General features: G+C 58.9%; 25 protein-coding genes. 1 reads left to right on the top strand and 24 read right to left on the bottom strand.

Annotated elements, in window-relative coordinates; genetic code table 11:
* Positions 1 to 203: 203 nt before the first annotated feature.
* The 21 genes from D882_RS0108100 to trmJ form a co-directional block, all read right to left on the bottom strand.
* On the bottom strand, positions 204 to 995 hold the full coding sequence (locus D882_RS0108100; protein WP_027922763.1) for an amidohydrolase: 792 nt from the start codon (positions 993 to 995) through the stop codon (positions 204 to 206).
* Positions 983 to 2131: a pyridoxal phosphate-dependent aminotransferase gene (locus D882_RS0108095; protein ID WP_027922973.1), complete on the bottom strand. Its 1149-nt coding sequence runs from the start codon at positions 2129 to 2131 to the stop codon at positions 983 to 985. Before D882_RS0108095 ends, D882_RS0108100 begins: the two co-directional genes overlap by 13 nt.
* 146 nt (positions 2132 to 2277) lie before the next feature.
* On the bottom strand, positions 2278 to 3747 hold the full coding sequence (gene der / locus D882_RS0108090) for a ribosome biogenesis GTPase Der (RefSeq protein ID WP_027922762.1): 1470 nt from the start codon (positions 3745 to 3747) through the stop codon (positions 2278 to 2280).
* Positions 3748 to 3886: 139 nt separating this feature from the next.
* Positions 3887 to 5038: an outer membrane protein assembly factor BamB gene (gene bamB / locus D882_RS0108085; protein ID WP_027922761.1), complete on the bottom strand. Its 1152-nt coding sequence runs from the start codon at positions 5036 to 5038 to the stop codon at positions 3887 to 3889.
* Positions 5031 to 5672 carry a tetratricopeptide repeat protein gene (locus D882_RS0108080; RefSeq protein ID WP_027922760.1) on the bottom strand — a complete coding sequence of 214 codons (642 nt, stop codon included), beginning with the start codon at positions 5670 to 5672 and terminating at the stop codon, positions 5031 to 5033. Before D882_RS0108080 ends, bamB begins: the two co-directional genes overlap by 8 nt.
* 40 nt (positions 5673 to 5712) lie before the next feature.
* Positions 5713 to 7002: a histidine--tRNA ligase gene (gene hisS / locus D882_RS0108075; protein WP_027922759.1), complete on the bottom strand. Its 1290-nt coding sequence runs from the start codon at positions 7000 to 7002 to the stop codon at positions 5713 to 5715.
* Positions 7003 to 7026: 24 nt separating this feature from the next.
* Positions 7027 to 8136, bottom strand: coding sequence for a flavodoxin-dependent (E)-4-hydroxy-3-methylbut-2-enyl-diphosphate synthase (ispG, locus tag D882_RS0108070; RefSeq protein WP_027922758.1), 1110 nt, complete (start codon positions 8134 to 8136; stop codon positions 7027 to 7029).
* A gap of 3 nt (positions 8137 to 8139) precedes the next feature.
* Complete coding sequence (locus D882_RS0108065; protein WP_027922757.1) at positions 8140 to 9195, bottom strand: RodZ family helix-turn-helix domain-containing protein; 1056 nt, start codon at positions 9193 to 9195, stop codon at positions 8140 to 8142.
* Complete coding sequence (pilW, locus tag D882_RS0108060) at positions 9195 to 9953, bottom strand: type IV pilus biogenesis/stability protein PilW (protein ID WP_027922756.1); 759 nt, start codon at positions 9951 to 9953, stop codon at positions 9195 to 9197. The genes D882_RS0108065 and pilW overlap by 1 nt, the downstream gene beginning before the upstream one ends.
* Before the next feature lie 17 nt (positions 9954 to 9970).
* Complete coding sequence (gene rlmN / locus D882_RS0108055) at positions 9971 to 11113, bottom strand: 23S rRNA (adenine(2503)-C(2))-methyltransferase RlmN (RefSeq protein ID WP_027922755.1); 1143 nt, start codon at positions 11111 to 11113, stop codon at positions 9971 to 9973.
* A gap of 28 nt (positions 11114 to 11141) precedes the next feature.
* The gene (gene ndk, locus D882_RS0108050; RefSeq protein WP_007903599.1) at positions 11142 to 11567 is read right to left on the bottom strand and encodes a nucleoside-diphosphate kinase; all 426 of its coding nucleotides are present in this window, start codon (positions 11565 to 11567) and stop codon (positions 11142 to 11144) included.
* A gap of 88 nt (positions 11568 to 11655) precedes the next feature.
* A complete protein-coding gene (gene iscX / locus D882_RS0108045; protein WP_027922754.1) occupies positions 11656 to 11856 on the bottom strand; it encodes a Fe-S cluster assembly protein IscX in 201 nt (66 codons plus the stop codon).
* A gap of 14 nt (positions 11857 to 11870) precedes the next feature.
* The gene (gene fdx, locus D882_RS0108040; protein WP_027922753.1) at positions 11871 to 12212 is read right to left on the bottom strand and encodes an ISC system 2Fe-2S type ferredoxin; all 342 of its coding nucleotides are present in this window, start codon (positions 12210 to 12212) and stop codon (positions 11871 to 11873) included.
* 2 nt (positions 12213 to 12214) lie between these two features.
* A complete protein-coding gene (hscA, locus tag D882_RS0108035; protein WP_027922752.1) occupies positions 12215 to 14077 on the bottom strand; it encodes a Fe-S protein assembly chaperone HscA in 1863 nt (620 codons plus the stop codon).
* A gap of 51 nt (positions 14078 to 14128) precedes the next feature.
* The gene (hscB, locus tag D882_RS0108030) at positions 14129 to 14650 is read right to left on the bottom strand and encodes a co-chaperone HscB (protein ID WP_027922751.1); all 522 of its coding nucleotides are present in this window, start codon (positions 14648 to 14650) and stop codon (positions 14129 to 14131) included.
* Positions 14651 to 14658: 8 nt separating this feature from the next.
* Positions 14659 to 14982, bottom strand: a complete 324-nt coding sequence (gene iscA / locus D882_RS0108025) for an iron-sulfur cluster assembly protein IscA (protein ID WP_027922750.1) — start codon at positions 14980 to 14982, stop codon at positions 14659 to 14661.
* 34 nt (positions 14983 to 15016) lie between these two features.
* Positions 15017 to 15403 carry a Fe-S cluster assembly scaffold IscU gene (gene iscU, locus D882_RS0108020; RefSeq protein ID WP_003443374.1) on the bottom strand — a complete coding sequence of 129 codons (387 nt, stop codon included), beginning with the start codon at positions 15401 to 15403 and terminating at the stop codon, positions 15017 to 15019.
* Between the two features lie 85 nt (positions 15404 to 15488).
* Positions 15489 to 16703 carry an IscS subfamily cysteine desulfurase gene (locus tag D882_RS0108015; protein ID WP_027922749.1) on the bottom strand — a complete coding sequence of 405 codons (1215 nt, stop codon included), beginning with the start codon at positions 16701 to 16703 and terminating at the stop codon, positions 15489 to 15491.
* A 50-nt stretch (positions 16704 to 16753) separates the two neighbouring features.
* Complete coding sequence (gene iscR, locus D882_RS0108010) at positions 16754 to 17245, bottom strand: Fe-S cluster assembly transcriptional regulator IscR (protein WP_027922748.1); 492 nt, start codon at positions 17243 to 17245, stop codon at positions 16754 to 16756.
* A gap of 248 nt (positions 17246 to 17493) precedes the next feature.
* On the bottom strand, positions 17494 to 18270 hold the full coding sequence (cysE, locus tag D882_RS0108005; RefSeq protein ID WP_027922747.1) for a serine O-acetyltransferase: 777 nt from the start codon (positions 18268 to 18270) through the stop codon (positions 17494 to 17496).
* A gap of 2 nt (positions 18271 to 18272) precedes the next feature.
* Positions 18273 to 19043: a tRNA (cytosine(32)/uridine(32)-2'-O)-methyltransferase TrmJ gene (gene trmJ, locus D882_RS0108000; protein WP_027922746.1), complete on the bottom strand. Its 771-nt coding sequence runs from the start codon at positions 19041 to 19043 to the stop codon at positions 18273 to 18275.
* 306 nt (positions 19044 to 19349) lie between these two features.
* Between trmJ and suhB the strand changes: the two genes are divergently transcribed.
* Positions 19350 to 20168, top strand: coding sequence for an inositol-phosphate phosphatase (gene suhB, locus D882_RS0107990; RefSeq protein WP_027922744.1), 819 nt, complete (start codon positions 19350 to 19352; stop codon positions 20166 to 20168).
* A gap of 248 nt (positions 20169 to 20416) precedes the next feature.
* Here the strand turns inward: suhB and D882_RS0107985 are convergent, their stop codons facing one another.
* From D882_RS0107985 to secD, 3 genes are all read right to left on the bottom strand, one after another.
* Positions 20417 to 20965: a glycine zipper 2TM domain-containing protein gene (locus D882_RS0107985; RefSeq protein ID WP_027922743.1), complete on the bottom strand. Its 549-nt coding sequence runs from the start codon at positions 20963 to 20965 to the stop codon at positions 20417 to 20419.
* A 119-nt stretch (positions 20966 to 21084) separates the two neighbouring features.
* On the bottom strand, positions 21085 to 21999 hold the full coding sequence (secF, locus tag D882_RS0107980) for a protein translocase subunit SecF (protein WP_027922742.1): 915 nt from the start codon (positions 21997 to 21999) through the stop codon (positions 21085 to 21087).
* 9 nt (positions 22000 to 22008) lie between these two features.
* A complete protein-coding gene (gene secD / locus D882_RS0107975) occupies positions 22009 to 23877 on the bottom strand; it encodes a protein translocase subunit SecD (protein ID WP_027922741.1) in 1869 nt (622 codons plus the stop codon).
* Positions 23878 to 23884: the final 7 nt, after the last annotated feature.

Raw genomic sequence — 23884 nt, 5'->3', positions numbered from 1 at the left:
GCGGTCGCTGAAATGCAAAAGGCCCCAAGGTACTTACCTTGGGGCCTTTTTGTTTGCCTGCTGTTTTTGTGCTGACCGTCCTGGGCGCATCGCGAGCAAGCTCGCTCCCACAGTGGATTTTGGTGTACACAAACTTTGCGTTCACATCGATCAATGTGGGAGCGAGCTTGCTCGCGATGAGGCCGGTTCAAACGGCAAGGATGTCAGGTGAACTCGAAGGTATCAGCGTCAAGGTTCGCCGGGAAACGCGTGCGATAGGCCTGCAGGTCCGCAGCGTTCAGCACCACTTGAAACACGCCGTCGGCTTCACCGGCACTGAGCAGGGTTTCGCCCTGGAAATCCAGTACCTGACTGTCACCGGTGTAGGCGAAGCCTTTGCCATCAGTACCGATGCGATTCACCGCGGCCACGTAGCAGAGGTTTTCGATGGCCCGCGCCGGCAGCAAACGGTTCCAGTGCTGACGCCGTGCACCTGGCCAGTTGGCGGTGTACAGCAGCAAGTCGGTGTCTTGCGCATCCCGGCTCCAGACCGGAAAGCGCAGGTCGTAACAAATCAGCGGCCGCACGCGCCAGCCCTTGAGTTCGAACTGCACCTGACGCTCGCCCGGCGTGTAATGGTTATGCTCGCCAGCCATGCGGAACAGATGGCGCTTGTCGTAGTGCCACACCTCCCCGTCCGGCCGCGCCCACAGCAGGCGATTGCGATGACTGCCGTCTGCGGTTTGAACAATGATGCTGCCGGTGATGACCGCGTCGAGTTTTGCCGCCTGAACGCGCAGCCACTTGCTGGTCGGACCGTTTTCCGCCTCCGCCAGCGTTTCCGATTCCATGGAGAAACCGGTGGTGAACATCTCCGGCAGGATGATCAGGTCCGCGCCGCGCGCCTGGTCCAGCAGCTGCTCGAAATGCTCCAGATTGGCTTGCCGGTCGTGCCAGGCCAGCGTGGTCTGGATCAACGCGACATTCAGGTTGGGCAGTGCACTCAGATCACGCATAGTTTTGCCGCTGCTTCACGCAGGGTCTCCTCGCGTTTGGCGAAGCACAGGCGCACCAGGCGCTGGCCTTCGGGTGGGGTCTGGTAGAACACCGAGATCGGGATGCTCGCGACGCCATGTTCGCGGGTCATCCACAATGCCATCTCGACGTCATTGAGGTCCGGGCGGATCTGCGAGTAGTCGACCAACTGGAAATAGGTGCCGGTCACACGAGTGAAACTGAAGCGCGATGGCGTCAGCAAATCGCAGAACATATCCCGCTTGGCCTGATAGAAACCTGGCAACTCTTCGATGTGTTCCGGGTGCTCCGCCATGAAGTCAGCCAAGGCAAATTGCAGCGGAGTGACGCCGCAGAAACTGACGTATTGATGCACCTTGCGCAGCTCGGCGGTGAGTGCCGGCGGTGCGACCACATAGCCGGTTTTCCAGCCGGTAACGTGATAAGTCTTGCCGAAGGAACTGACCACGAACGCGCGCTGATACAGCTCTTCGTGATTGAGCACACTGACGTGAGGCACGCCGTCAAACACCAGGTGTTCGTAGACTTCGTCGCTGACCAGATAGATGTCGCGACCCCGAATCAGGTCCGCCAACTGATCCAGCTCGGCCCGGCTGATCAGCGCCCCACTCGGGTTGTGCGGCGAGTTCAGCACGATCATCCGCGTGCGCGGGGTAATGGCGTCAGCCAGTTTCTGGAAGTCGATGGAGAAATCGTTCAGCCCGAGCTGCACGTGCACGCAGCGTCCACCGGCCAGTTCCACCGACGGCTCGTAACTGTCGTAGCAAGGATCGAACACGATGACTTCGTCGCCGCTGTGGATGACCGCCTGAATCGCGCAGAAGATCGCCTGGGTGGCGCCAGGAGTGATGGTCACTTCGTGATCGGCATCGACGTTGACGCCGTAGCTGCGAGCGATCTTCGCCGACACTTGCTGCCGCAGAGCCGGCAGGCCGGTCATTGGCGAATATTGGTTATGGCCATTGGCGATGTGCCGGCCGACTGCATCGCACAGGGCTTGCGGGGCATCGAAATCGGGAAAACCCTGGGACAGGTTGATCGCCCCGGTTTGCGCCGCGAGTTGAGACATCTGAGTGAAGATAGTGATGCCGACATTCGGCAGCTTACTGGTGATCATCGGTAGCCCCTTGCAGGTGAGCTGCAAGTTTCAAGCGACAAGCTGCAAGCGGTCAAGCCTCAAACCTTCAGGCACAAAAAAGGGCCCCTGACAGGACCCTTTCTTGCTTCGACTTGAAGCTTGCTGCTTGAAACTTAAAGCTGCTTCTATTTCTTATCGCGGCGCTTTTTGTCGGCCTTTTTGTGGTGCGACATCATGCGACGCTTCTTGTTGACCTGGCGGTCGGTCAGCGTGGTCTTTTTGCCTTCGAACGGGTTCTCGCCGCCCTTGAACTCGATGCGGATCGGCGTACCGACCAGCTTCAAGACACGACGGTACGTGTTTTCCAGGTAACGAACGTAAGACTTCGGCACCTTCTCGATCTGGTTACCGTGGATCACGATGATCGGCGGGTTCGCACCACCCAAGTGGGCGTAACGCAGCTTGATCCGGCGGTTGTTGACCATCGGTGGCGCGTGCTCACCGACCGCATCTTCCAGAATCTGGGTGAGGCGGTTGGTCGGCCAACGGGTCACGGCGGACTTGAACGAGTTCTGTACCGAGGCGTAGAGGTTGCCCACGCCCGTGCCGTGCAGGGCCGAGATGAAGTGGATGTCGGCGTAATCAACGAAGAACAGTCGGCGTTGCAGCTCGACCTTCACGAAGTCGCGCTCGCTCGGCGTCATGCCGTCCCACTTGTTGATCGCGATCACCAGCGCACGACCCGACTCAATGGCGAAGCCCAGCAGGTTGAGGTCGTGGTCCACCACGCCTTCGCGGGCGTCCATGACGAAGATCACCACGTTGGCGTCTTTGATCGCTTGCAGGGTTTTGACCACGGAGAATTTTTCAACTTCTTCGTGGATCTTGCCGCGCTTGCGCACACCGGCGGTGTCGATCAGCGTGTACTTCTCGTCGTTACGCTCGAACGGGATGTAGATACTGTCGCGGGTGGTGCCGGGTTGGTCATACACGATTACCCGGTCTTCACCGAGCATGCGGTTGACCAGGGTCGACTTGCCGACGTTCGGGCGACCGATGATGGCGATCTTGATACCGTCTTTTTCGCTTGGGCCAGGAATACGCTTGGCTTCCTCACCTTCGGCAACGATCTCTTCTTCGCCGTCTTCCGGCTCTTCCTCGTCTTTCGGGAAATCGCTCAGGGCGATTTCCAGCATCTGGGTGATGCCACGACCATGAGCACCGGCGATAGGAATCGCGTGGCCCATGCCTAACGGGGCGAACTCGGCGCGGGCCATTTCAGGGTCGATGTTGTCGACCTTGTTGGCAACCACGTAGGAACGCTTGTTACGTTTGCGCAAATGCTCGGCGATCATCTGGTCGGCGGCGGTAAAACCAGCCTTGGCATCTACCAGGAACAGAACGACATCCGCTTCTTCAATGGCCAGCAGCGACTGCTCGGCCATTTTTTCGTCCATACCGTGCTCGTCACCGGAGATACCGCCGGTGTCGACCAGAATGTAGGAACGCCCTTGCCACTTGGCCTCACCGTATTGGCGATCACGGGTCAGACCGGACAAGTCGCCGACGATGGCGTCACGAGTCCTGGTCAGGCGGTTGAACAAGGTGGACTTGCCGACGTTCGGTCGGCCCACCAGGGCGATTACGGGAACCATGCGGCTCTCCACTTCGTTATTTCAGAAAATACAAAAGCCGCTGCGAGGCAGCGGCTGGTGCTCGGGGCAACGCTTGAGGGCGCTGCGAACCCCGTGTTACGGGGCTGCCTGGGGATTAACCCCAAGCATAGTCAAACCTTTACTTAATGGTCAGGGCTTCCAGTTTGCCGCTGTTGCCATACACATAAATCGTGTCACCCACCACCAGCGGACGGGCACGCAGGCCGTCGCTGTCAATCTTTTCGCGGCCGACGAAACGACCGTCCACCTGGCTCAGCAGGTGCAGGTAGCCTTCCATGTCGCCGACTGCAACGTAGCTGGAGAACACTTCCGGAGCCGACAGTTGACGACGGGCCAGCGAGTCGTTGCTCCACAATGCAGTGGTGGAACGCTCGTCGACGCCTTCAACCGTGCCCGCAGACAGGCTCACGTAGACGTTGCCAAAGCCCTGGGCGACACCGGCATAGCTGGAAGCATCACGCTGCCAGAGCTGACGACCGCTTTCCAGGTCCAGTGCCGCAACGCGCCCCTGATAGCTGGCAACGTACAAAGTACCGCCGGACAGCAGCAAGCCGCCGTCGATATCGACCACACGTTCCAGCTCCGAACGACCTTGTGGAATCGCTACTCGCTGTTCCCACACCGGCACGCCGTTGGTGATGTCCAGAGCGACCACTTTACCGGTCGACAGGCCAGCCAGCGCAAGGCGGTTGGTCACGATCGGTGCGCTGGTGCCGCGCAGGGTCAGGACCGCAGGCGTACTGTCATACAACCAGCGCTGGTTGCCGGTCGCGGCATCCAGACCGATCAGACGGTCGTCCTGAGTCTGAACCACAACCACGTCACCGTTGTTGGCCGGCGGTGCGAGGACTTCACTGGTCACGCGAGCGCGCCATTTCTCTTCACCGTTGATCGCGTCCAGTGCAACGATTTCGCCTTTGAGCGTGCCGATCATGACCAGCCCGTAACCCACGCCAACGGCGCCGGAAACGGGCAGTTCGAGATCTTTCTTCCATTTGACGTCGCCATTGCTGCGATCCATCGCGACCACCACGCCAGTGACGTCGGCAGCATAGATGTTGTCGCCATCAATCGCCGGTACCAGCATGTTGTAGGTTTCGCCCTGACCGTCACCGATCGAACGACTCCACTGCTTGTGCAAGACCACTTCTTCTTTGAAGTCGACGAGCTCGGCAGGCGGCAATTCTTTTTTGCTGTTGCTGCTGCAACCCGCGGCCAAAATGGCCAGGGCCAGCAATGCTGCATGTTTCCAACGAATCACGTCACGCATCCCCTTTGGCCAGATCGTCCAGCTTGATTTGTAGGCCGCCGACCGCCGCTTCATCCGACAGGGCTGCCTTGGCTTTTTGATACGCCGTGTTCGCTTCGTCGGTACGACCCAACTGCACCAGCAGGTCGCCTTTGAGTTCTTCACGAGTGGCCAGGAATGCTTTGTCGGCATCGCCTTCGAGCAACTTCAGGGCTTCATCGGCCTTGTTCTGCGCGGCCAGTACCTGCGCCAGACGCTGACGGGCGATTTCACCCAGCGCCGGGTTGGCCGGTTTGGCGACAATGGCTTTGAGCTCGGTGGCGGCGTCGTCCAGCTTGGCGCTGTCGACCGCGACTTTCGCCACGAACAGGCTGCCGTATTGTGCGTAGGCACTGCCGGCGAACTCGCTGTTGAGCTTGCCAGCCAGGTCGGCAACACGGGCTGCGTCAGGCTTGCCGTCAGGCGTCAGCGTGGTTTCGAGCAGTTGCTGATAGAGCATCGAGGCGCCTTGCGACTGATTGCTCTGATATTTGTGAAAGGCTTGCCAGCCGAACACGATGACCAGCGCCAGCAGGCCGCCAGTAACCAGGGGCTTGCCGTTGCGTGACCACCAGTCCTTCAAATCCGCCAGTTGTTCGTCTTCGGTACTCGACACCCCAATACTCCTTAATCGCTAAATCGGCTGTTTGACAGCTTCAACCCTGCACGACGCAGGTGGCCAGGTGTGCAGCAAGCGCATCCCAGGCAATGCTTTGTTGTTCGCCCTGGCCACGCAGGGGTTTGAAACCTACCACTTGCTGGGCCATCTCATCGTCACCGAGGATCAGCGCATACAGCGCACCGCTCTTGTCGGCCTTCTTGAACTGGCTTTTGAAGCTGCCGGCGCCGGCATTGACTTGCAGGCGCAGGTTGGGCAATTGATCACGAACACGTTCACTCAGGGTCAGGCCGGCGAGTTCCGCCGCTTCGCCGAAGGCGCAGAGGTAGACATCGACCTGACGGGAGATTTCTTCCGGGATCTGCTCCAGGGTCTCAAGCAACAGCACCAGGCGCTCGATGCCCATGGCGAAACCAACGCCCGTGGTCGGCTTGCCGCCCATCTGCTCGACCAGACCGTCATAACGACCGCCGGCACACACGGTGCCCTGGGCGCCCAACTTGTCGGTGACCCATTCGAAAACGGTCTTGCTGTAGTAATCCAGCCCGCGAACCAGCTTCGGGTTGATCACATAAGGAATGCCGGCGGCGTCCAGACGAGCCTTGAGGCCCTCGAAGTGCACGCGGGACTCATCGTCCAGGTAGTCGGCCATTTTTGGCGCGTCGACCAGGATCGCTTGGGTGTCGGCGTTCTTGGTGTCCAGAACCCGCAACGGGTTGGTCTTCAGACGGCGTTGGCTGTCTTCGTCCAGCTTGTCCAGATGCGCGCACAGGAACTCGACCAGCGCTTCACGATAGCGACCGCGCGATTCGGCAGTGCCCAGGCTGTTGAGCTCGAGCTTGACCGCATCACGGATGCCCAGCTCGCCCCACAGGCGCCAGGTCAGCACGATCAGCTCGGCATCGATGTCCGGACCGTCGAGGTTGAACACTTCGACACCGATCTGGTGGAACTGGCGATAACGGCCTTTCTGCGGACGCTCGTGACGGAACATCGGGCCGATGTACCAGAGTTTCTGCACCTGGCCACCACCGGTGATGCCGTGCTCAAGCACTGCACGCACGCACGCAGCCGTGCCTTCCGGACGCAGGGTCAGGGAGTCGCCGTTGCGATCTTCGAAGGTGTACATCTCTTTTTCGACGATGTCGGTCACTTCACCGATGGAGCGCTTGAACAGCTCGGTGAACTCGACGATCGGCATGCGGATCTGCTTGTAACCGTAGTTATCCAGCAGACGCGAAACAGTGCCCTCGAAATGACGCCACAGGGGAGTCTGTTCGGGCAGGATGTCGTTCATGCCACGAATGGCTTGCAGAGACTTGCTCACTTTAAATCCTTAAATTCGTTCGGCTCAGCCGCGGGCGATGACTGCCGCGTCGGCTTCGACTTTCTCGGCCGCTTTCTGGCGGATCAAGCGTTCAAGCTCATCCACCAGATTGTCATTCGTCAGTTTCTGCGACGGCTTGCCGTCGATGTAAATCAGGTTGGGCGTGCCGCCGGTCAAGCCGATATGGGCTTCCTTGGCTTCACCCGGCCCGTTGACCACGCATCCGATGACCGCGACATCCAGCGGCACCAACAGGTCTTCGAGGCGCCCTTCCAGCTCGTTCATGGTCTTGACCACATCGAAGTTCTGCCGCGAGCAGCTCGGGCAGGCGATGAAGTTGATGCCACGGGAACGCAGATGCAGGGATTTGAGAATGTCGTAGCCGACTTTCACTTCCTCGACCGGGTCAGCCGCCAACGAGATGCGAATAGTATCGCCAATCCCTTCGGCGAGCAGCATACCGAGGCCCACGGCGGATTTCACTGTGCCTGAACGCAAACCACCCGCTTCGGTGATACCCAGGTGCAGCGGCTGGACGATTTCCTTGGCCAGTAAACGGTAGGCTTCGACGGCCATGAACACGTCAGAGGCCTTCACGCTGACCTTGAAGTCCTGGAAATTCAGGCGTTCGAGGTGCTCGACGTGACGCAGGGCAGATTCAACCAGCGCTGCCGGGGTCGGCTCGCCGTACTTCTTCTGCAGGTCTTTTTCCAGGGAACCGGCGTTGACGCCGATGCGGATCGGAATCCCGCGATCACGGGCGGCATCGACTACCGCGCGGACGCGGTCTTCGCGACCGATGTTGCCCGGGTTGATCCGCAGGCAGTCCACACCCAACTCGGCCACGCGCAATGCGATCCGGTAGTCGAAGTGGATGTCGGCCACCAAGGGCACTTTGACCAGTTTCTTGATCTTGCCGAAGGCTTCGGCGGCATCCATGTCTGGCACGGAAATGCGCACGATGTCGACGCCAGCGGCTTCCAGACGATTGATCTGGGCCACGGTGGCGGCAACATCATTGGTATCGCTGTTGGTCATGCTCTGCACAGCGATAGGCGCATCGCCGCCAACAGGCACGTTACCGACCCAGATCTTGCGGGATTCGCGACGTTTGATTGGAGATTCGCCGTGCATGACTTATTGACCCAACTTCAGGCGAGCAGTCTCGCCACTGGTGAACGGAGCGACATCAACCGCCTGACCGTTGTAGCTGACCTGCGCACCACGGGCGAAGCCCAGACGCACGGCAAACGGCGGCTTGCCGCTGACGGAAACGCTATCGCCTTTACGCTTGAGACCACTCAACAGCACCTTGCCGGTGCCATCGGTCACTTGCGTCCAGCAATCGGCGGTGAACTGCAGCTGAACCTGACCCTGACCGGCTACTGGAGCCGTCGCAACCGGTGCCTGTGCGGCAGGAGCAACCGGAGCGGTCACTACCGGTGCCGGAACCGCTGGAGCAGCCGGCGCCGGAGCAGTCGGCGTCGCAACCACTGGGGCAGTGTTGTGCGCTGGAGCAGCAACAACAGGAGCGGCGTTGTGCGTCGGAGCCACCGGTGTCGATACTACCGGAGCAGCCGGCGTGGTTGCTTCAGCTTCAGCCGGTGCTTCAGAGGAGGTCTCGGCTTGTGGCAATGCCAGCGAAGTAGTCCCTTCCGCCTGACCTTCCGCGACGGCCTGGTCTTCCGGCTCGTCCAGCGGATGGATCTGGGTGGTGCCGTCGGCGCCTTCAACTTCTACATGTTCCGGGGCGAGGCCGATCGAATCCTTGGTGCGCAGCGAGGTTTGATCCTGCCACCAGACAAAACCACCCCCAATCACCGCGATCAGCAGCAACAGGCTGACGATGCGCAAAATAGTATGGGAAACCCGTACCGGCTCTTCGATACGCCCCAGGCTGTGAACGCTGCTGCCCTGGGAATCGGTGCCGGTGGACTGGTCGAACTGCTGGACGAGAACGGCCTGGTCCATGCCCAGCAATTTGGCGTACGCACGGATATAACCGCGAGCAAAGGTATGCCCAGGCAGCTTGTCGAATGCGCCGGCTTCAAGATTGCTCAAGGAGGTGACGGTGAGGTTGAGCTTGAGGGCCACTTCGGCCAGCGACCAGCCATTGCTTTCGCGGGCCTGGCGCAAAGTCTCACCGGGGTTAACGCGATTCGCTGCTACAACTTCGGGATGCGCCGCTTTCATCATTGCTCCGACAGGTATTGCTGATATTCCGGCGTACCGGGATAGAGTCGTTTTAGTTGCAGGCCTGCACTTGCGGCCTTGTCGCGATCTTCGAACACATTTGCCAGCCGAACGCCGAGCAATAGACTACGTGCATTTTGCTCGGCCAGCAGGCTAAAACGATCGTAATAGTCACGCGCGGGCACATAATGCCTGTCTTCGAAGGACAACTCAGCCATTTCGAGCAATGCACGTGGCTGTTGGCGATTCAAACGCAGGGCTCTTTCGAGTTGCTGCTGTGCAAGATCACGCTCGCCCAACTTTGAAGCGGTCATGCCCAGGTTCTCGAATACTCGCGAACGCTCAGGATACAGCGTATCGGCGGCGGCCTGTTCAAAGCGCTCGTACGCCTCTTTGTAGCGTTTTTCCTCGAAGAGGAAGCTGCCGTAATTGTTCAGGATTCGTGCGTCGTTGGGGCGGGAAGACAATGCCTTGCGAAAATGCTGGTCGGCCAGTTCCGGCTCCATTTCAGCCTGGAACACCAGACCCAGCGCGGCGTTGGCATCAGGGTCCGAGTCATCCAGCTCCAACGCCTTTTTCAGCGGGACCTTGGCGCGCTCGGTCATGCCCTGCTGCAAGTACCCCAGGCCCAGCTGTACATAAGCCACACGCGCTTCATCGCGCCCCTTGCTGGTCTTCATCGGGTTGAAATCGCCCGACAGGACACAACCAGCACATAGGCTGGCCCACAGCAAAAGCAGCGCGAAGCGCAGGGACATAGAGATCCTCTCTTTAATTATTTCGCAGCGTTTGTAGCCATATCGTTCTCGGCGCTCAACTCGCGCACGGCGATATAACGTTCGCTGCGACGGGTGCGATCCAGCACCTGCCCTACCAATTGGCCACACGCGGCATCGATGTCTTCACCGCGAGTGGTGCGTACGGTGACATTGAAGCCTGCATGGTGAAGCTGATCCTGAAACCGGCGAATCGCGTTGTTGCTCGGGCGCTCGTAACCGGAATGCGGGAACGGGTTAAACGGAATCAGGTTGATCTTGCACGGGATGTTCTTGAGCAGCTCGATCATCTCAACGGCGTGTTCAACTTTGTCGTTGATGTCCTTGAGCAAGGTGTACTCGATGGTCAGCACGCGTTTTTCGCCCAGGGACGACATGTAGCGCTGGCACGACTCGAGCAGCATCTTAAGCGGATATTTCTTGTTGATCGGCACCAATTGGTTACGCAATGCGTCATTCGGTGCGTGCAGCGACAACGCCAGGGAGACGTCGATGTGCTTGGACAGCTCATCGATCATCGGTACCACGCCGGAGGTCGACAGGGTCACACGGCGCTTGGAAATGCCGTAGCCCAGGTCGTCCATCATCAAGTGCATGGCCGCGACGACGTTGTCGAAGTTCAGCAGCGGCTCGCCCATGCCCATCATCACCACGTTGGTGATGGCACGGTCGGCAGTCGCCGGGATGCTGCCAAACGATTTATTGGCAATCCACACCTGACCGATGACTTCGGCGGCGGTGAGGTTGCTATTGAAACCTTGCTTGCCGGTGGAGCAGAAACTGCAATCCAGGGCACAGCCTGCCTGGGACGAAACGCACAGAGTGCCGCGCTTGCCCTGGGGAATGTACACGGTCTCGACGCAGCTGCCGGATGCCACGCGCACTACCCACTTACGGGTGCCGTCGGTGGAAATGTCCTCGCTGACCACTTCAGGACCGCGAACTTCAGCAATCACCTTGAGCTTGTCGCGCAAGGCTTTGCTGACGTTCGTCATGGCGTCGAAATCATCGACGCCAAGGTGGTGAATCCATTTCATTACCTGACCGGCACGGAAACGCTTCTCCCCGATCGAGTCGAAGAATTTTTCCATTTCCTGTTGAGTCAGACCCAGCAGGTTGGTTTTTACAGTCGATGTAGTCATGGATTCACCTTCACTCTTAAGCCAATGCTTAGCGAGTGGTTACTTCAGTAGCTGCGAAGAAGTACGAGATTTCGCGAGCAGCAGCGGCTTCGGAGTCCGAACCGTGTACAGCGTTGGCGTCGATGGAGTCAGCGAAGTCAGCGCGGATGGTGCCGGCAGCAGCTTCTTTAGGGTTGGTAGCGCCCATCAGCTCACGGTTCAGAGCGATAGCGTTTTCGCCTTCCAGAACCTGAACAACAACCGGGCCGGAGATCATGAAAGCAACCAGGTCGTTGAAGAAACCACGAGCGCTGTGCTCAGCGTAGAAGCCTTCAGCTTCAGCTTTGGACAGTTGCTTCAGTTTCGAAGCTACAACGCGCAGGCCTGCTTTTTCGAAACGAGTGGTGATCTCGCCGATGACGTTTTTTGCAACAGCGTCAGGCTTGATGATGGAGAAAGTACGTTGAACAGCCATGGTGTAACTCCAGAAACGGTAATTTGTGAAAAATTAAACCCGCGAATTATACGCGGGTTCTTGGGTATTGCCTAACCTGCAGCGTGGCTCAGTCGCGTTCTTCGATCCAGTGGGCCTGAATGGCCTCCAGAATCTTTTCGCCACTATGCTCAGGCTTGTCGTCGAAATCGGGCAATTCCATAACCCATTTGCGCAGATCGACGAAGTTGACCGACATAGGGTCAACATCGGGCTTGCTTTCAGCCAGTTGGATCGCAATCTCCAGCACATCAGTCCACTTGAGACTCATGACAATTCCTTGAATCAGTGCGGCGCTTCGGCTGCGTGGTTGAGCGAGTATTTCGGAATTTCGACGGTCAGGTCTTCCGTGCCGACTCTGGCCTGACACGCCAGGCGGGACTGAGCTTCCAGCCCCCAAGCCTTATCAAGATAGTCTTCTTCCAGCTCGTCAGCCTCTTCCAGCGAATCAAAGCCTTCACGAATCAGGCAATGACACGTGGTGCAGGCACAGACGCCACCACAGGCACTTTCCATCTCGATGTGGTGTTCGTGCGCCAGTTCGAGGATGGAAATGCCGGGCTCAGCCTCTACAACCATGCCGTCCGGGCAAAACTTCTCGTGTGGCAGAAAAATGACCTGCGGCATCGTTATTCCTCAATCTCGTTCAGGTTGCGCCCCGCCAGCGCGGCTTTCACCGTCGAGTCCAGGCGGCGGGCAGCAAAGGCATCGGTCACTTGCGACAGACGCTTGGTCTGCTGCTCGATGGCGTAACCATCGGTACCTTTCATCAGTTCGGCCAGTTCCTGCATCTGCAACTCGATGACCATGCGCTCTTCGGCGTCGAGCAGGCGCTCACCGTCGACATCAAGGGCGGCCTGCACCGCCTCGATCAGGCGCTGTGCATCGACTTGCTGCTCACGCAGTACACGGGCGACTTTATCGTCATTGGCGTGCTGGAACGAATCCTTGAGCATTTTGGCGATTTCGCCGTCGGTCAGACCGTAGGACGGCTTGACCTGAATGCTCGCTTCAACGCCCGAACCCAATTCACGAGCCGAAACGCTGAGCAGACCGTCAGCATCGACCTGGAAGGTCACGCGAATCTTCGCCGCACCGGCCACCATCGCCGGAATGCCACGCAATTCAAAACGCGCCAGGGAGCGGCAGTCGCTGATCAGCTCGCGCTCGCCCTGCAATACGTGGATCGCCATGGCCGACTGGCCATCTTTATAAGTCGTGAAGTCCTGGGCGCGAGCGACGGGAATGGTGGTGTTGCGCGGAATCACCTTCTCCATCAGGCCGCCCATGGTTTCCAGCCCCAGGGACAACGGAATCACGTCGAGTAACAGCAGCTCATCGCCATCGCGCTTGTTGCCAGCCAGCGTATCGGCCTGGATCGCGGCACCGATGGCCACCACTTGATCCGGATCGATTTCAGTCAGCGGCTGACGACCAAAGGCTTCCGCGACCGCTTCGCGAACGCGAGGCACACGCGTCGAACCACCGACCATGACCACCGCGTGCACTTCTTCCAGCTCAACACCCGAATCACGCACGGCGCGGCGGCAGGCTTTCAGGCTGCGAGCGACCATCGGCTCGATCAGCGCATCAAAGGCTTCGCGGGTCAGCTCGGCTTTCCAGCCGCCATGAGCCACTTCAACCGACGAGGCGGTGGTCAGCGCTTCTTTGGCGGCACAAGCCGTTTGCAACAGTTGACGCTGCGCCCCCGGATCGAGGTCGGCGGACAGACCGGCGCTCTCGATGATCCAGCCAGCGATCGCGTGATCGAAGTCATCGCCACCCAGCGCGCTGTCGCCGCCGGTAGCCAAAACTTCAAACACGCCGCCGGTCAGGCGCAGAATCGAAATATCAAAGGTGCCGCCGCCCAGGTCATAAATGGCGACCAGGCCTTCAGCGTGTTGATCCAGACCGTAAGCCACAGCGGCGGCGGTTGGTTCATTGAGCAAACGCAGCACGTTCAGACCGGCGAGTTTGGCCGCGTCCTTGGTGGCTTGACGCTGCGCATCATCGAAATAGGCGGGAACGGTGATCACCGCGCCGACCAGCTCGCCACCCAAGGTCGCTTCAGCGCGCTGACGCAGCACTTTGAGGATATCGGCGGAGACTTCGACCGGGCTTTTCGGCCCCTGCACGGTGTCGATGAACGGCATGTGCGACTCGCCACCGACAAAGCGGTACGGCAGTTGATCGCCCAATTGCTTGACGTCGGACAGACCACGACCCATCAAGCGCTTGACCGACAGCACGGTGTTCAAGGGATCTGTGGCGGCAGCCAGTTTGGCGGACTCGCCGACTTCGACGCGATCTGCGTGATAACGCACGGCAGACGGCAGGATGACCTGCCCGTCAGCGTCGGCCAGAGGCTCGGAAAGACCACTGCGCAACGCAGCGACCAGCGAATTGGTAGTGCCCAAGTCGATCCCCACAGCCAGACGACGCTGGTGCGGTTGAGGACTTTGGCCGGGTTCGGCGATCTGCAGTAGGGCCATTGGTATCAGGACTTATCTGTATATCAGGCGTGCGACCGGAGCGGCACTGGGTTAATCGTCGAGGCGCTCTTCTAACTGGCGCACTTCGTAGGTGAGCTTGTCGAGGAACTGCATGCGCCGCATCAGGCGTTCGGCCTGCTCACGGTGCGCCGCATCATTCCAACAAGCCGCGAAGCTTTGGTTCAGTACATCCTGGGCGGTTTTCAAGCGACGCTTGAACGCTGCAACACCGGCCAGATCAGCACTGTCTTGCAGGTCTTCGAGCTCTTCACGCAGCTCCATCTGCTGCAGCAAAAACTCCGGATCATGCACCGTGACCTCCAGCGGCAGCTCACCACCGTTCAAGGCGAGCAAGTAACGCGCGCGCTTGGGCGGACTTTTGAGCGTCTGGTAGGCCTCGTTGAGGCTCGCGGATTGCTCTAGCGCCAACCGCTGCTCACGCTCGGAAGCGTCAGCAAAGCGGTCCGGGTGAACACTGCGCGCCAACTCACGGTAGCGCGTAGCCAGCTGGTCGAGGTCCAGATTGAAACTCGGTTGCAGCTCAAATAAAGCGAAATGACAAGGAGTACCCACGACAAGCCTCAGATGTTGAAGCTTTCGCCGCAGCCACATTCACCGCGTACGTTGGGGTTGTTGAACTTGAAGCCTTCGTTCAACCCTTCCTTGACGAAATCGAGCTCGGTGCCGTCCAGGTAGGCCAGGCTTTTCGGGTCGATAATCACTTTTTCACCGTGACTTTCGAACACCTGATCCTCTTCAACCACCTCGTCGACAAACTCCAGCACGTAGGCAAGGCCGGAACAGCCTGTGGTGCGAACACCCAGACGAATCCCTTCACCTTTGCCGCGCCCGTCGAGGGAGCGCCGCACGTGTCGAGCAGCCGCTTCTGTCATGCTGATAGCCATCGGTGACTCCTTACTCGTCGCCAAAACCTGAAAGTCAGATCAAGCCTTTCTTCTGCTTGTAGTCACGAACGGCCGCTTTGATAGCGTCTTCTGCGAGTACGGAGCAGTGGATTTTCACTGGCGGCAAGGCCAGTTCTTCAGCCAGCTGAGTGTTCTTGATGGTCTCGGCTTCGTCCAGGGTCTTGCCCTTCATCCACTCGGTAGCGAGGGAGCTGGAGGCGATAGCCGAACCGCAACCGTAGGTCTTGAACTTGGCGTCTTCGATGATGCCTTGCTCGTTGACCTTGATTTGCAGGCGCATAACGTCGCCGCACGCCGGAGCGCCGACCATGCCGGTGCCGACATCAGGATCTTCCGCGTCCATCTTGCCGACGTTGCGCGGGTTTTCGTAGTGGTCGATGACCTTTTCGCTGTAAGCCATGATGCTTAATCCTCACTCATCAGAGAGTCGCTCTTTAAGCCCTGCCAACCTGGGTTGTACAGGGCCGGTTCGCGGCGACTTGAAATCAGTGTGCCGCCCACTCGATTTTCGAAATGTCGACACCGTCTTTGTACATGTCCCACAGCGGCGACAGAGTGCGCAGCTTGGTAACGGCCTCGCAGACTTTCTGCGCGGCGTAATCGATTTCTTCTTCGGTGGTGAAACGGCCGAAGGTGAAGCGAATCGAGCTGTGTGCCAGTTCGTCGTTGCGGCCCAGGGCGCGCAGTACGTACGAAGGTTCAAGGGACGCCGAGGTGCAGGCCGAACCGGACGAAACCGCCAGGTCCTTGAGCGCCATGATCAGCGACTCGCCTTCAACGTAGTTGAAGCTCAGATTCAGGTTGTGCGGTACACGAGCGGTCATGCTGCCGTTGATGTACAGCTCTTCCAGGCCTTCGACCTGTTTGAAGAAGCGGTCGCTCAGGGCTTTGATGCGCACGTTTTCGGCAGCCATGTCTTCTTTGGCTACGCGGAAAGCTTCACCCATACCGACGATCTGGTGGGTCGCCAGGGTGCCGGAACGCATGCCACGCTCGTGACCGCCGCCGTGCATGGTCGCTTCGATGCGAACACGCGGCTTGCGGCTGACGTACAGCGCGCCGATGCCTTTAGGGCCGTAGGTTTTGTGGGCAGAGAACGACATCAGGTCGACTTTCAGCTTCGACAGGTCAATGTCGACCTTGCCGGTGGACTGAGCCGCGTCGACGTGGAACAGAATGCCCTTGGAGCGGGTCAGTTCGCCGATGGCTTCGATGTCGTTGATGGTGCCGATTTCGTTGTTCACGTGCATGACCGAGACCAGGATGGTGTCGTCACGCAGGGCCGCTTCGATCATCGCCGGCGTTACCAGACCATCAGTCTGAGGCTCGAGGTAGGTCACTTCGAAGCCTTCACGCTCCAGTTGGCGCATGGTGTCGAGGACAGCCTTGTGCTCAATCTTGGTGGTGATCAGGTGTTTGCCTTTGGTCGCATAGAAATGCGCCGCACCCTTGATTGCCAGGTTGTCGGATTCGGTGGCACCGGAGGTCCAGACGATTTCACGCGGATCGGCGTTGACCAGGTCTGCGACCTGACGACGGGCGTTTTCGACGGACTCTTCAGCTTTCCAGCCGAACACGTGGGAACGGGACGCCGGGTTACCGAAGTTTCCGTCAACCAGCAGGCATTCACTCATTTTTTGCGCAACACGCGGATCAACCGGGGTGGTCGCAGAGTAATCAAGGTAAATCGGCAATTTCATGGACTATCTCCTAAATCAGGCTGGCTGGCGTGCCGTTAGCTCTTTGGCTGTCATTCGACGGCGGACGCTTCAATCTTGTCCAGACGTGGCGCCTTGCTGTTGCAACGGCGCTGGTCCTGACGCTGGGCTATGTCTTGTACCTCACGGCGAGTCACAAGGTCAGCCAAGCTGATACCGCTCAGAAATTCGTGAATCTGCAGGCTCAAGTCGCACCACAAGTGGTGAGTCAGGCAGGTGTCGCCTGAATGGCAATCGCCTTGGCCCTGGCATTTGGTGGCATCTACTGATTCGTTCACCGCATCGATCACCTGGGCGACCTGGATGCCCTGCATCTCGCGGGACAGTTGGTAGCCGCCGCCCGGACCGCGGACGCTGGACACCAGATTGCTACGGCGCAATTTGGCGAAAAGCTGTTCGAGGTAGGACAGGGAGATGCCTTGGCGCTCGGAGATATCGGCCAGGGACACCGGCCCGTGCTGCGCGTGCAACGCCAGATCGAGCATGGCGGTCACGGCGTATCGGCCTTTTGTAGTCAGTCGCATGGACAATTACCACGGAGTTCGGAATGGGGCGAGTATGCAATTCCCGAGTGTTTAAGTCAACTATAAGACCTAGTACTTTAGTCAGGTTTACCCGCAAAAGAGCGGCCGCATCATAGCAAAGGCTGGACGGTTACAGCCAGCAATTGCGCGTTATCGTTCATCGCGGGCAAGCCCGCTCCCACAGGGTCCCGTGTGAACACTGAGATACCTGTGGGAGCGCGCTTGCCCGCGACTGAAGTCGACCCGGTCTAGCTCGCCTGGCTCTGATCCTTGTCCTTCACACAGGCGAAGTCTTCTTCGCGCAGTTCAGGCAGGTCCTTGGCACAGTAATTACTGCCCAGATCCTTCAGTGCGCCGCACATCCCCTCCAGACGACCATCGACCGCCTGCAAGTGATCCAGCAACTGACCAATGGCACGCGCTACAGGGTCCGGCATGTCTTCGCCGACACCGTAGGCATCGAAGCCGATTTTCTCGGCCATGGCCTTGCGCTTGGCATCCTGCTCGTCATCGGACTTGACGATGATCCGCCCTGGAATACCGACAACGGTCGCGCCGGCAGGCACTGCCTTGGTCACTACGGCGTTAGAACCAACCTTGGCACCCGCGCCGACGGTAAACGGACCCAGCACCTTGGCGCCCGCCCCCACCACCACGCCATCTTCAAGGGTCGGGTGACGCTTGCCCTTGTTCCAGCTGGTGCCACCCAGCGTCACACCTTGATAAAGGGTGACGTCATTACCGATCTCGGCGGTTTCACCAATAACGATGCCCATGCCATGATCAATAAAGAAGCGACGACCGACTTTGGCACCCGGATGAATCTCGATCCCGGTCAGCCAGCGACCGAAGTTCGACACCAGTCGCGCCAGCCATTTCAGCTCTGCGCGCCACAAGACCGACGACAGACGGTGAATCCAGATGGCATGCATGCCCGGGTAGCACGTCAGAACTTCAAAAGCGTTACGCGCCGCCGGGTCTCGATGGAATACGCTTTGGATATCTTCACGCAAACGCTCAAACATCATTAATCCTTCCGCTTTAGAAGCTCGCCACGGGCCGCTTTTTGGGTTTCCGTGAGGATGCCACGCAATATGTTCATTTCCGCCCGGCTGACCGAGCTACGTCCGTACAACCGGCGCAGGCGCGCCATCAAGTGCCGTGGTTTTTCCGGATCGAGGAATTCGATGGCCACCAGGGTGTGTTCCAGGTGCTCATAGAATCGCTCCAGCTCATCCATGGTCGCCAGTTCACCACTTTTGGTGGACGCCACTTCATCCTTCTCGACCTTGCTCGGCTGCCCTTGGGCCGCGAGCCAGGACATGCGCACTTCATAGCCCAGCACCTGCACCGCCGCCCCAAGGTTCAGCGAGCTGAACTCAGGGTCTGATGGAATGTGCACGTGATAATGACATCGCTGCAGCTCTTCATTGGTCAGACCGGAATCTTCACGACCAAACACCAAGGCAATCTCGGCGCCCTGCCCGGCTTCTTCCACCACTTTCACACCGCATTCGCGGGGATCGAGCAGCGGCCAGGGAATGCGCCGGTCGCGAGCACTGGTGCCGAGCACCAGATTGCAGCCGACCAAGGCATCTTCCAAGGTGGCGACGACTTGCGCGTTTTCAAGGACATCCCCGGCACCGGAAGCACGAGCGTCGGCTTCGTGATGCGGAAACTGCCGCGGTTCGACCAGCACCAGCCGCGACAGGCCCATGTTCTTCATGGCACGCGCAGCCCCGCCGATGTTGCCGGGATGGCTGGTATTGACCAGGACGACACGAATGTTATGCAGCACGGGAGGCAGTCTCGAACACAGAAATAAGGAGCCGAATCTTACAGTTCCTCCGGGTGTCCCGCCTCAAAAATAACTGTTCACTTTTGACGGCGTTCAATGTCGGCATGCTGCGCTGCCGCTTCTCCCCATAGCAAGCCATGAGTCGGCGCGGCGCCTTGCCCGCCAACATTGACCACTCGTCAAAAAGTGAACGTATTTCTGAGGCGGGACACACCGTTAAGCTATGAAAGCGAACACCGACCTTCTCCTGTAGAAAAGTTCTGATAGAATGCTCGGCTTTCTTTAACAACCTTAGGTGACACATCCATGCAGCCCATGCTGAATATCGCGCTGCGCGCCGCCCGCAGCGCCAGTGAATTGATTTTCCGCTCCATCGAGCGCCTGGATACCATCAAGGTCGACGAAAAAGACGCCAAGGATTACGTATCCGAGGTGGATCGCGCCGCCGAACAGAAAATCATCGATGCGCTGCGCAAGGCCTACCCGAACCACTCGATCCTGGGTGAAGAAACCGGCATGCACGCCGGCAACGGTATCGAAGGCGAAGAATACCTGTGGATCATCGATCCGCTGGACGGCACCACCAACTTCCTGCGCGGCATTCCTCACTTCGCTGTCAGCATCGCCTGCAAATACCGCGGTCGCCTGGAACACGCTGTTGTTCTGGACCCGGTTCGCCAGGAAGAATTCACCGCCAGCCGTGGTCGCGGCGCTCAACTGAACGGTCGTCGTCTGCGCGTCAGCGGTCGCACCAGCCTGGACGGCGCCCTGCTGGGTACCGGCTTCCCGTTCCGTGACGACCAGATGGACAACCTCGACAACTATCTGGGCATGTTCCGCGCCCTGGTTGGCCAGACTGCCGGCATCCGTCGCGCGGGTTCGGCGAGCCTGGACCTGGCCTACGTGGCTGCCGGTCGTTTCGACGCATTCTGGGAGTCGGGCCTGTCCGAGTGGGACATGGCTGCAGGCGCCCTGTTGATTCAGGAAGCCGGTGGCTTGATCAGCGACTTCACCGGTGGTCACGAATTCCTTGAGAAAGGCCACGTCGTTGCCGGTAACACCAAATGCTTCAAGGCAGTTCTGACGGCGATCCAGCCGCACCTGCCAGCCTCGCTGAAGCGCTAAGCCTCCAGCGAAAGAGAAAGCACCCTTCGGGGTGCTTTTTTATGCCTGCGATTTGGGTATTACCCCCAATCCTTGTGGGAGCCGGGCTTGCCCGCGATGGCGGTTTCGCCTGCACCCTTCATGGTGACTGACACATTGCTATCGCGGGCAAGCCCGGCTCCCACAGGGTTTTACGGTGATTCATGAATTCCAGGCACAAAAAAAGCACCCCGAAGGGTGCTTCTTTTAAAACGCTTAAGCTTGAAGATTTAGCGGTTTTCTTCGTTCTGCGACAGGACCAGCTTGCCTTCCTTGTCGACCGGGATCTGGTTGCCCGGATCACGATCCATCCGCACCTTGCCTTCCTTGCCATCCAGCGAATAACGAACATCGTAGCCAACGACCTTGTCGCTGATGTCATTCACTGTATTACAGCGAGTTTGAGTCGTGGTGTAGGTGTCACGCTCTTGCATGCCTTCCTGAACCTTGTTGCCTGCATAACCACCGCCGACAGCGCCTGCGACCGTAGCAATCTTCTTGCCGGTGCCGCCGCCGATCTGGTTACCCAGCAAACCACCTGCTAATGCACCGACCACCGTACCGGCAATCTGGTGTTGATCCTTGACCGGCGCTTGCCGAGTCACTGCGACATCCTTGCAGACTTCACGTGGCGTCTTGATCTGTGTCTTGACCGGTTCAACGGCTAGTACTTGCGCATACTCAGGGCCGCTTTTAACCAGGCTGTAGGTGGCAACAGCACCCCCGGCAGTCACACCGACAGCACCCAATACCGCACCAACCAGCAACGACTTGTTCACATGAACCTCCTGACCATCACATGCGGGACAAACCCGCGCTTCTCCCAGCCTTGGAGCATAAAAAAAGGCGCGAGTTCAACTCGCGCCTTTTTTGGCAGTCCGCGGGAAAGCGATGGCCGTTATGGACGGTCGTCGACTTCCTTCTCGGTTGCCGCAGGAGGAATCAGATCCTCACTGTTCAGGTTCAGCCAGATCAGCACCACGTTCGCGATGTAGATCGACGAGTAAGTACCCGCCAGAACACCGATGAACAGGGCAATGGAGAAGCCGAACAGGTTGTCACCACCGAAGAACAGCAGGGCCGCAATCGCCAGCAACGTGGAGATCGAAGTCGCCATGGTCCGCAGCAGGGTTTGCGTGGTCGAGATGTTGATGTTCTCGATCAGGTTAGCCTTGCGCAGTACCCGGAAGTTCTCACGAACCCGGTCGAATACCACGATGGTGTCGTTGAGCGAGTAACCAATGATCGCCAGTACCGCCGCCAGCACCGTCAGATCGAAAGTGATCTGGAAGAACGACAGGATACCGATGGTCACGATCACGTCGTGGATCAACGAAACAATCGCACCGACCGCAAACTTCCACTGAAAGCGGAATGCCAGGTAGATCAGGATGCCGCCCAGCGCCATCAGCATGCCGAGGCCGCCCTGGTCGCGCAGTTCTTCACCCACCTGCGGGCCGACGAACTCGACGCGCTTGACCGTCGCCGGGTTGTCGCCGCCGACTTTCAGCAGCGCTTCTGCCACTTGATGACCCAACTGTGGATCTTCACCCGGCATACGCACCAGCAAATCGGTAGTTGCACCGAAGCTCTGCACGATGGCTTCGTGATAGCCCGATGTCACCAGTTGCTCACGCACCTTGGTGACGTCAGCCGGACGCTCGTAGGTCAGCTCAATGAGCGTACCGCCGGTGAAGTCCAGGCCCCAGTTCATGCCCTTGTGGAAGACGCTGAAAATGGCCAGCGCCGTAAGGAACAATGTGACGCCGAACGCAAAGTTGCGAACGCCCATGAAGTTGATTGTACGTAACATGGCAGCCCCTTAAATCCACAACTTCTTGAAGTCACGACCGCCGAAGATCAGGTTGACCATCGCGCGGGTCACCATGATGGCCGTGAACATCGAGGTAAAGATCCCGAGGGACATGGTCACTGCGAAGCCTTTGACCGGGCCGGTGCCCATCGCAAAGAGAATCCCGCCGACCAACAGGGTGGTCAGGTTGGCGTCGAGAATCGCGGTGAATGCCCGGCCGAAGCCTTCGTTGATTGCCCGTTGTACGGTCATGCCCGCCGCGATCTCTTCACGTATCCGCGAGAAGATCAGTACGTTGGCATCGACCGCCATACCCATGGTCAATACGATACCGGCGATACCCGGCAGGGTCAGCGTTGCACCCAGCAAAGACATCAAGGCCAGCAGCAGCACCATGTTCACCGCCAGCGCGACGGTGGCAATGATGCCGAAGAAGCGGTAGATGGCGATGATGAACAGCGAGACAAACAGCATGCCCCACAGCGAAGCATCGATACCCTTGACGATGTTGTCGGCACCCAGGCTTGGACCAATGGTGCGCTCTTCAGCGAAGTACATTGGTGCAGCCAGACCACCGGCACGCAGCAGCAGCGCCAGTTCGGACGACTCGCCCTGGCCGTTCAGGCCAGTGATGCGGAACTGAGCACCCAGCGGCGACTGGATGGTCGCCAGGCTGATGATCTTCTTCTCTTCTTTAAACGTCTGGACCGCAACGTCTTTCTCGACGCCGTTGACCATTTGCTTGGTGTAGGTGGTCACAGGGCGTTGTTCGATGAAGATCACCGCCATGCTGCGACCGACGTTGCTGCGAGTCGCACGACTCATCAGCTCGCCACCGTGGCCATCCAGACGGATGTTCACTTCTGGCGTGCCGTGCTCGCCGAAGCCAGCCTTGGCGTCAGTCACTTGGTCACCGGTGATGATCAGGCCACGCTCGATCTGTGCCGGCGGACGCTTGCCTTCACGGAACTCGAAGGTTTCGGAAGTGGCTTTCGAAGCACCTGGCTCAGCCGCCAGACGGAACTCGAGGTTGGCGGTCTTGCCGAGGATACGCTTGGCTTCTGCGGTGTCCTGAACGCCCGGCAATTCAACCACAATGCGGTTGGCGCCCTGACGCTGAACGATCGGTTCGGCAACACCCAGTTCGTTGACGCGGTTACGTACCGTGGTCAAGTTCTGCTTGATGGAGTATTCGCGGATTTCCGCCAGCTTGGCTGGGGTCATCGCCAGACGCAGCACCGGTTGACCATTCAGGTCGGCCGGAACAATGTCGAAATCGTTGAAGTTCTTGCGGACCAGCGCACGGGCCTGTTCGCGGGTTGCTTCATCACTGAAGCCCAGCTGAATGGCACCGTTGAGTTGCGGCAGGCTGCGATAGCGCAGTTTCTCTTTACGCAACAGGCTCTTTACATCGCCTTCGTACACTTTCAAGCGTGCGTCGAGGGCTTTGTCCATGTCCACTTCCAGCAGGAAGTGCACACCACCGGACAAGTCCAGACCCAGCTTCATCGGGTGCGCGCCGAGGCTGCGCAGCCACTGCGGCGTGGTTTGTGCCAGGTTCAGTGCAACGACGTAGTCATCACCCAATGCCTTGCGCACGACGTCTTTGGCCGGCAGCTGATCTTCAGCCTTGGTCAGACGAATCAGACCGCCCTTGCCATTGGCCGCCAGCGTGGCTGCCTTGACGTTGATCCCGGATTCCTTGAGCGCTGTGCTCACGCGATCCAGATCAGCCTGATTGACCAACAGCGCAGTACTTGCACCGCTGACCTGAATGGCCGGGTCATCAGGATATAGATTGGGAGCGGAATAAATCAGACCGACCGCCAGCACCGCCAGGATCAGAATGTATTTCCACAGAGGGTATTTGTTCAGCATCACGCCG

The organism is Pseudomonas sp. URMO17WK12:I12 (assembly GCF_000514395.1).
Lineage (GTDB): Bacteria > Pseudomonadota > Gammaproteobacteria > Pseudomonadales > Pseudomonadaceae > Aquipseudomonas > Aquipseudomonas mucoides.
The sequence above is the reverse complement of the archived record's forward strand: the minus strand, read 5'-3'. Positions and strand labels throughout refer to the sequence as shown.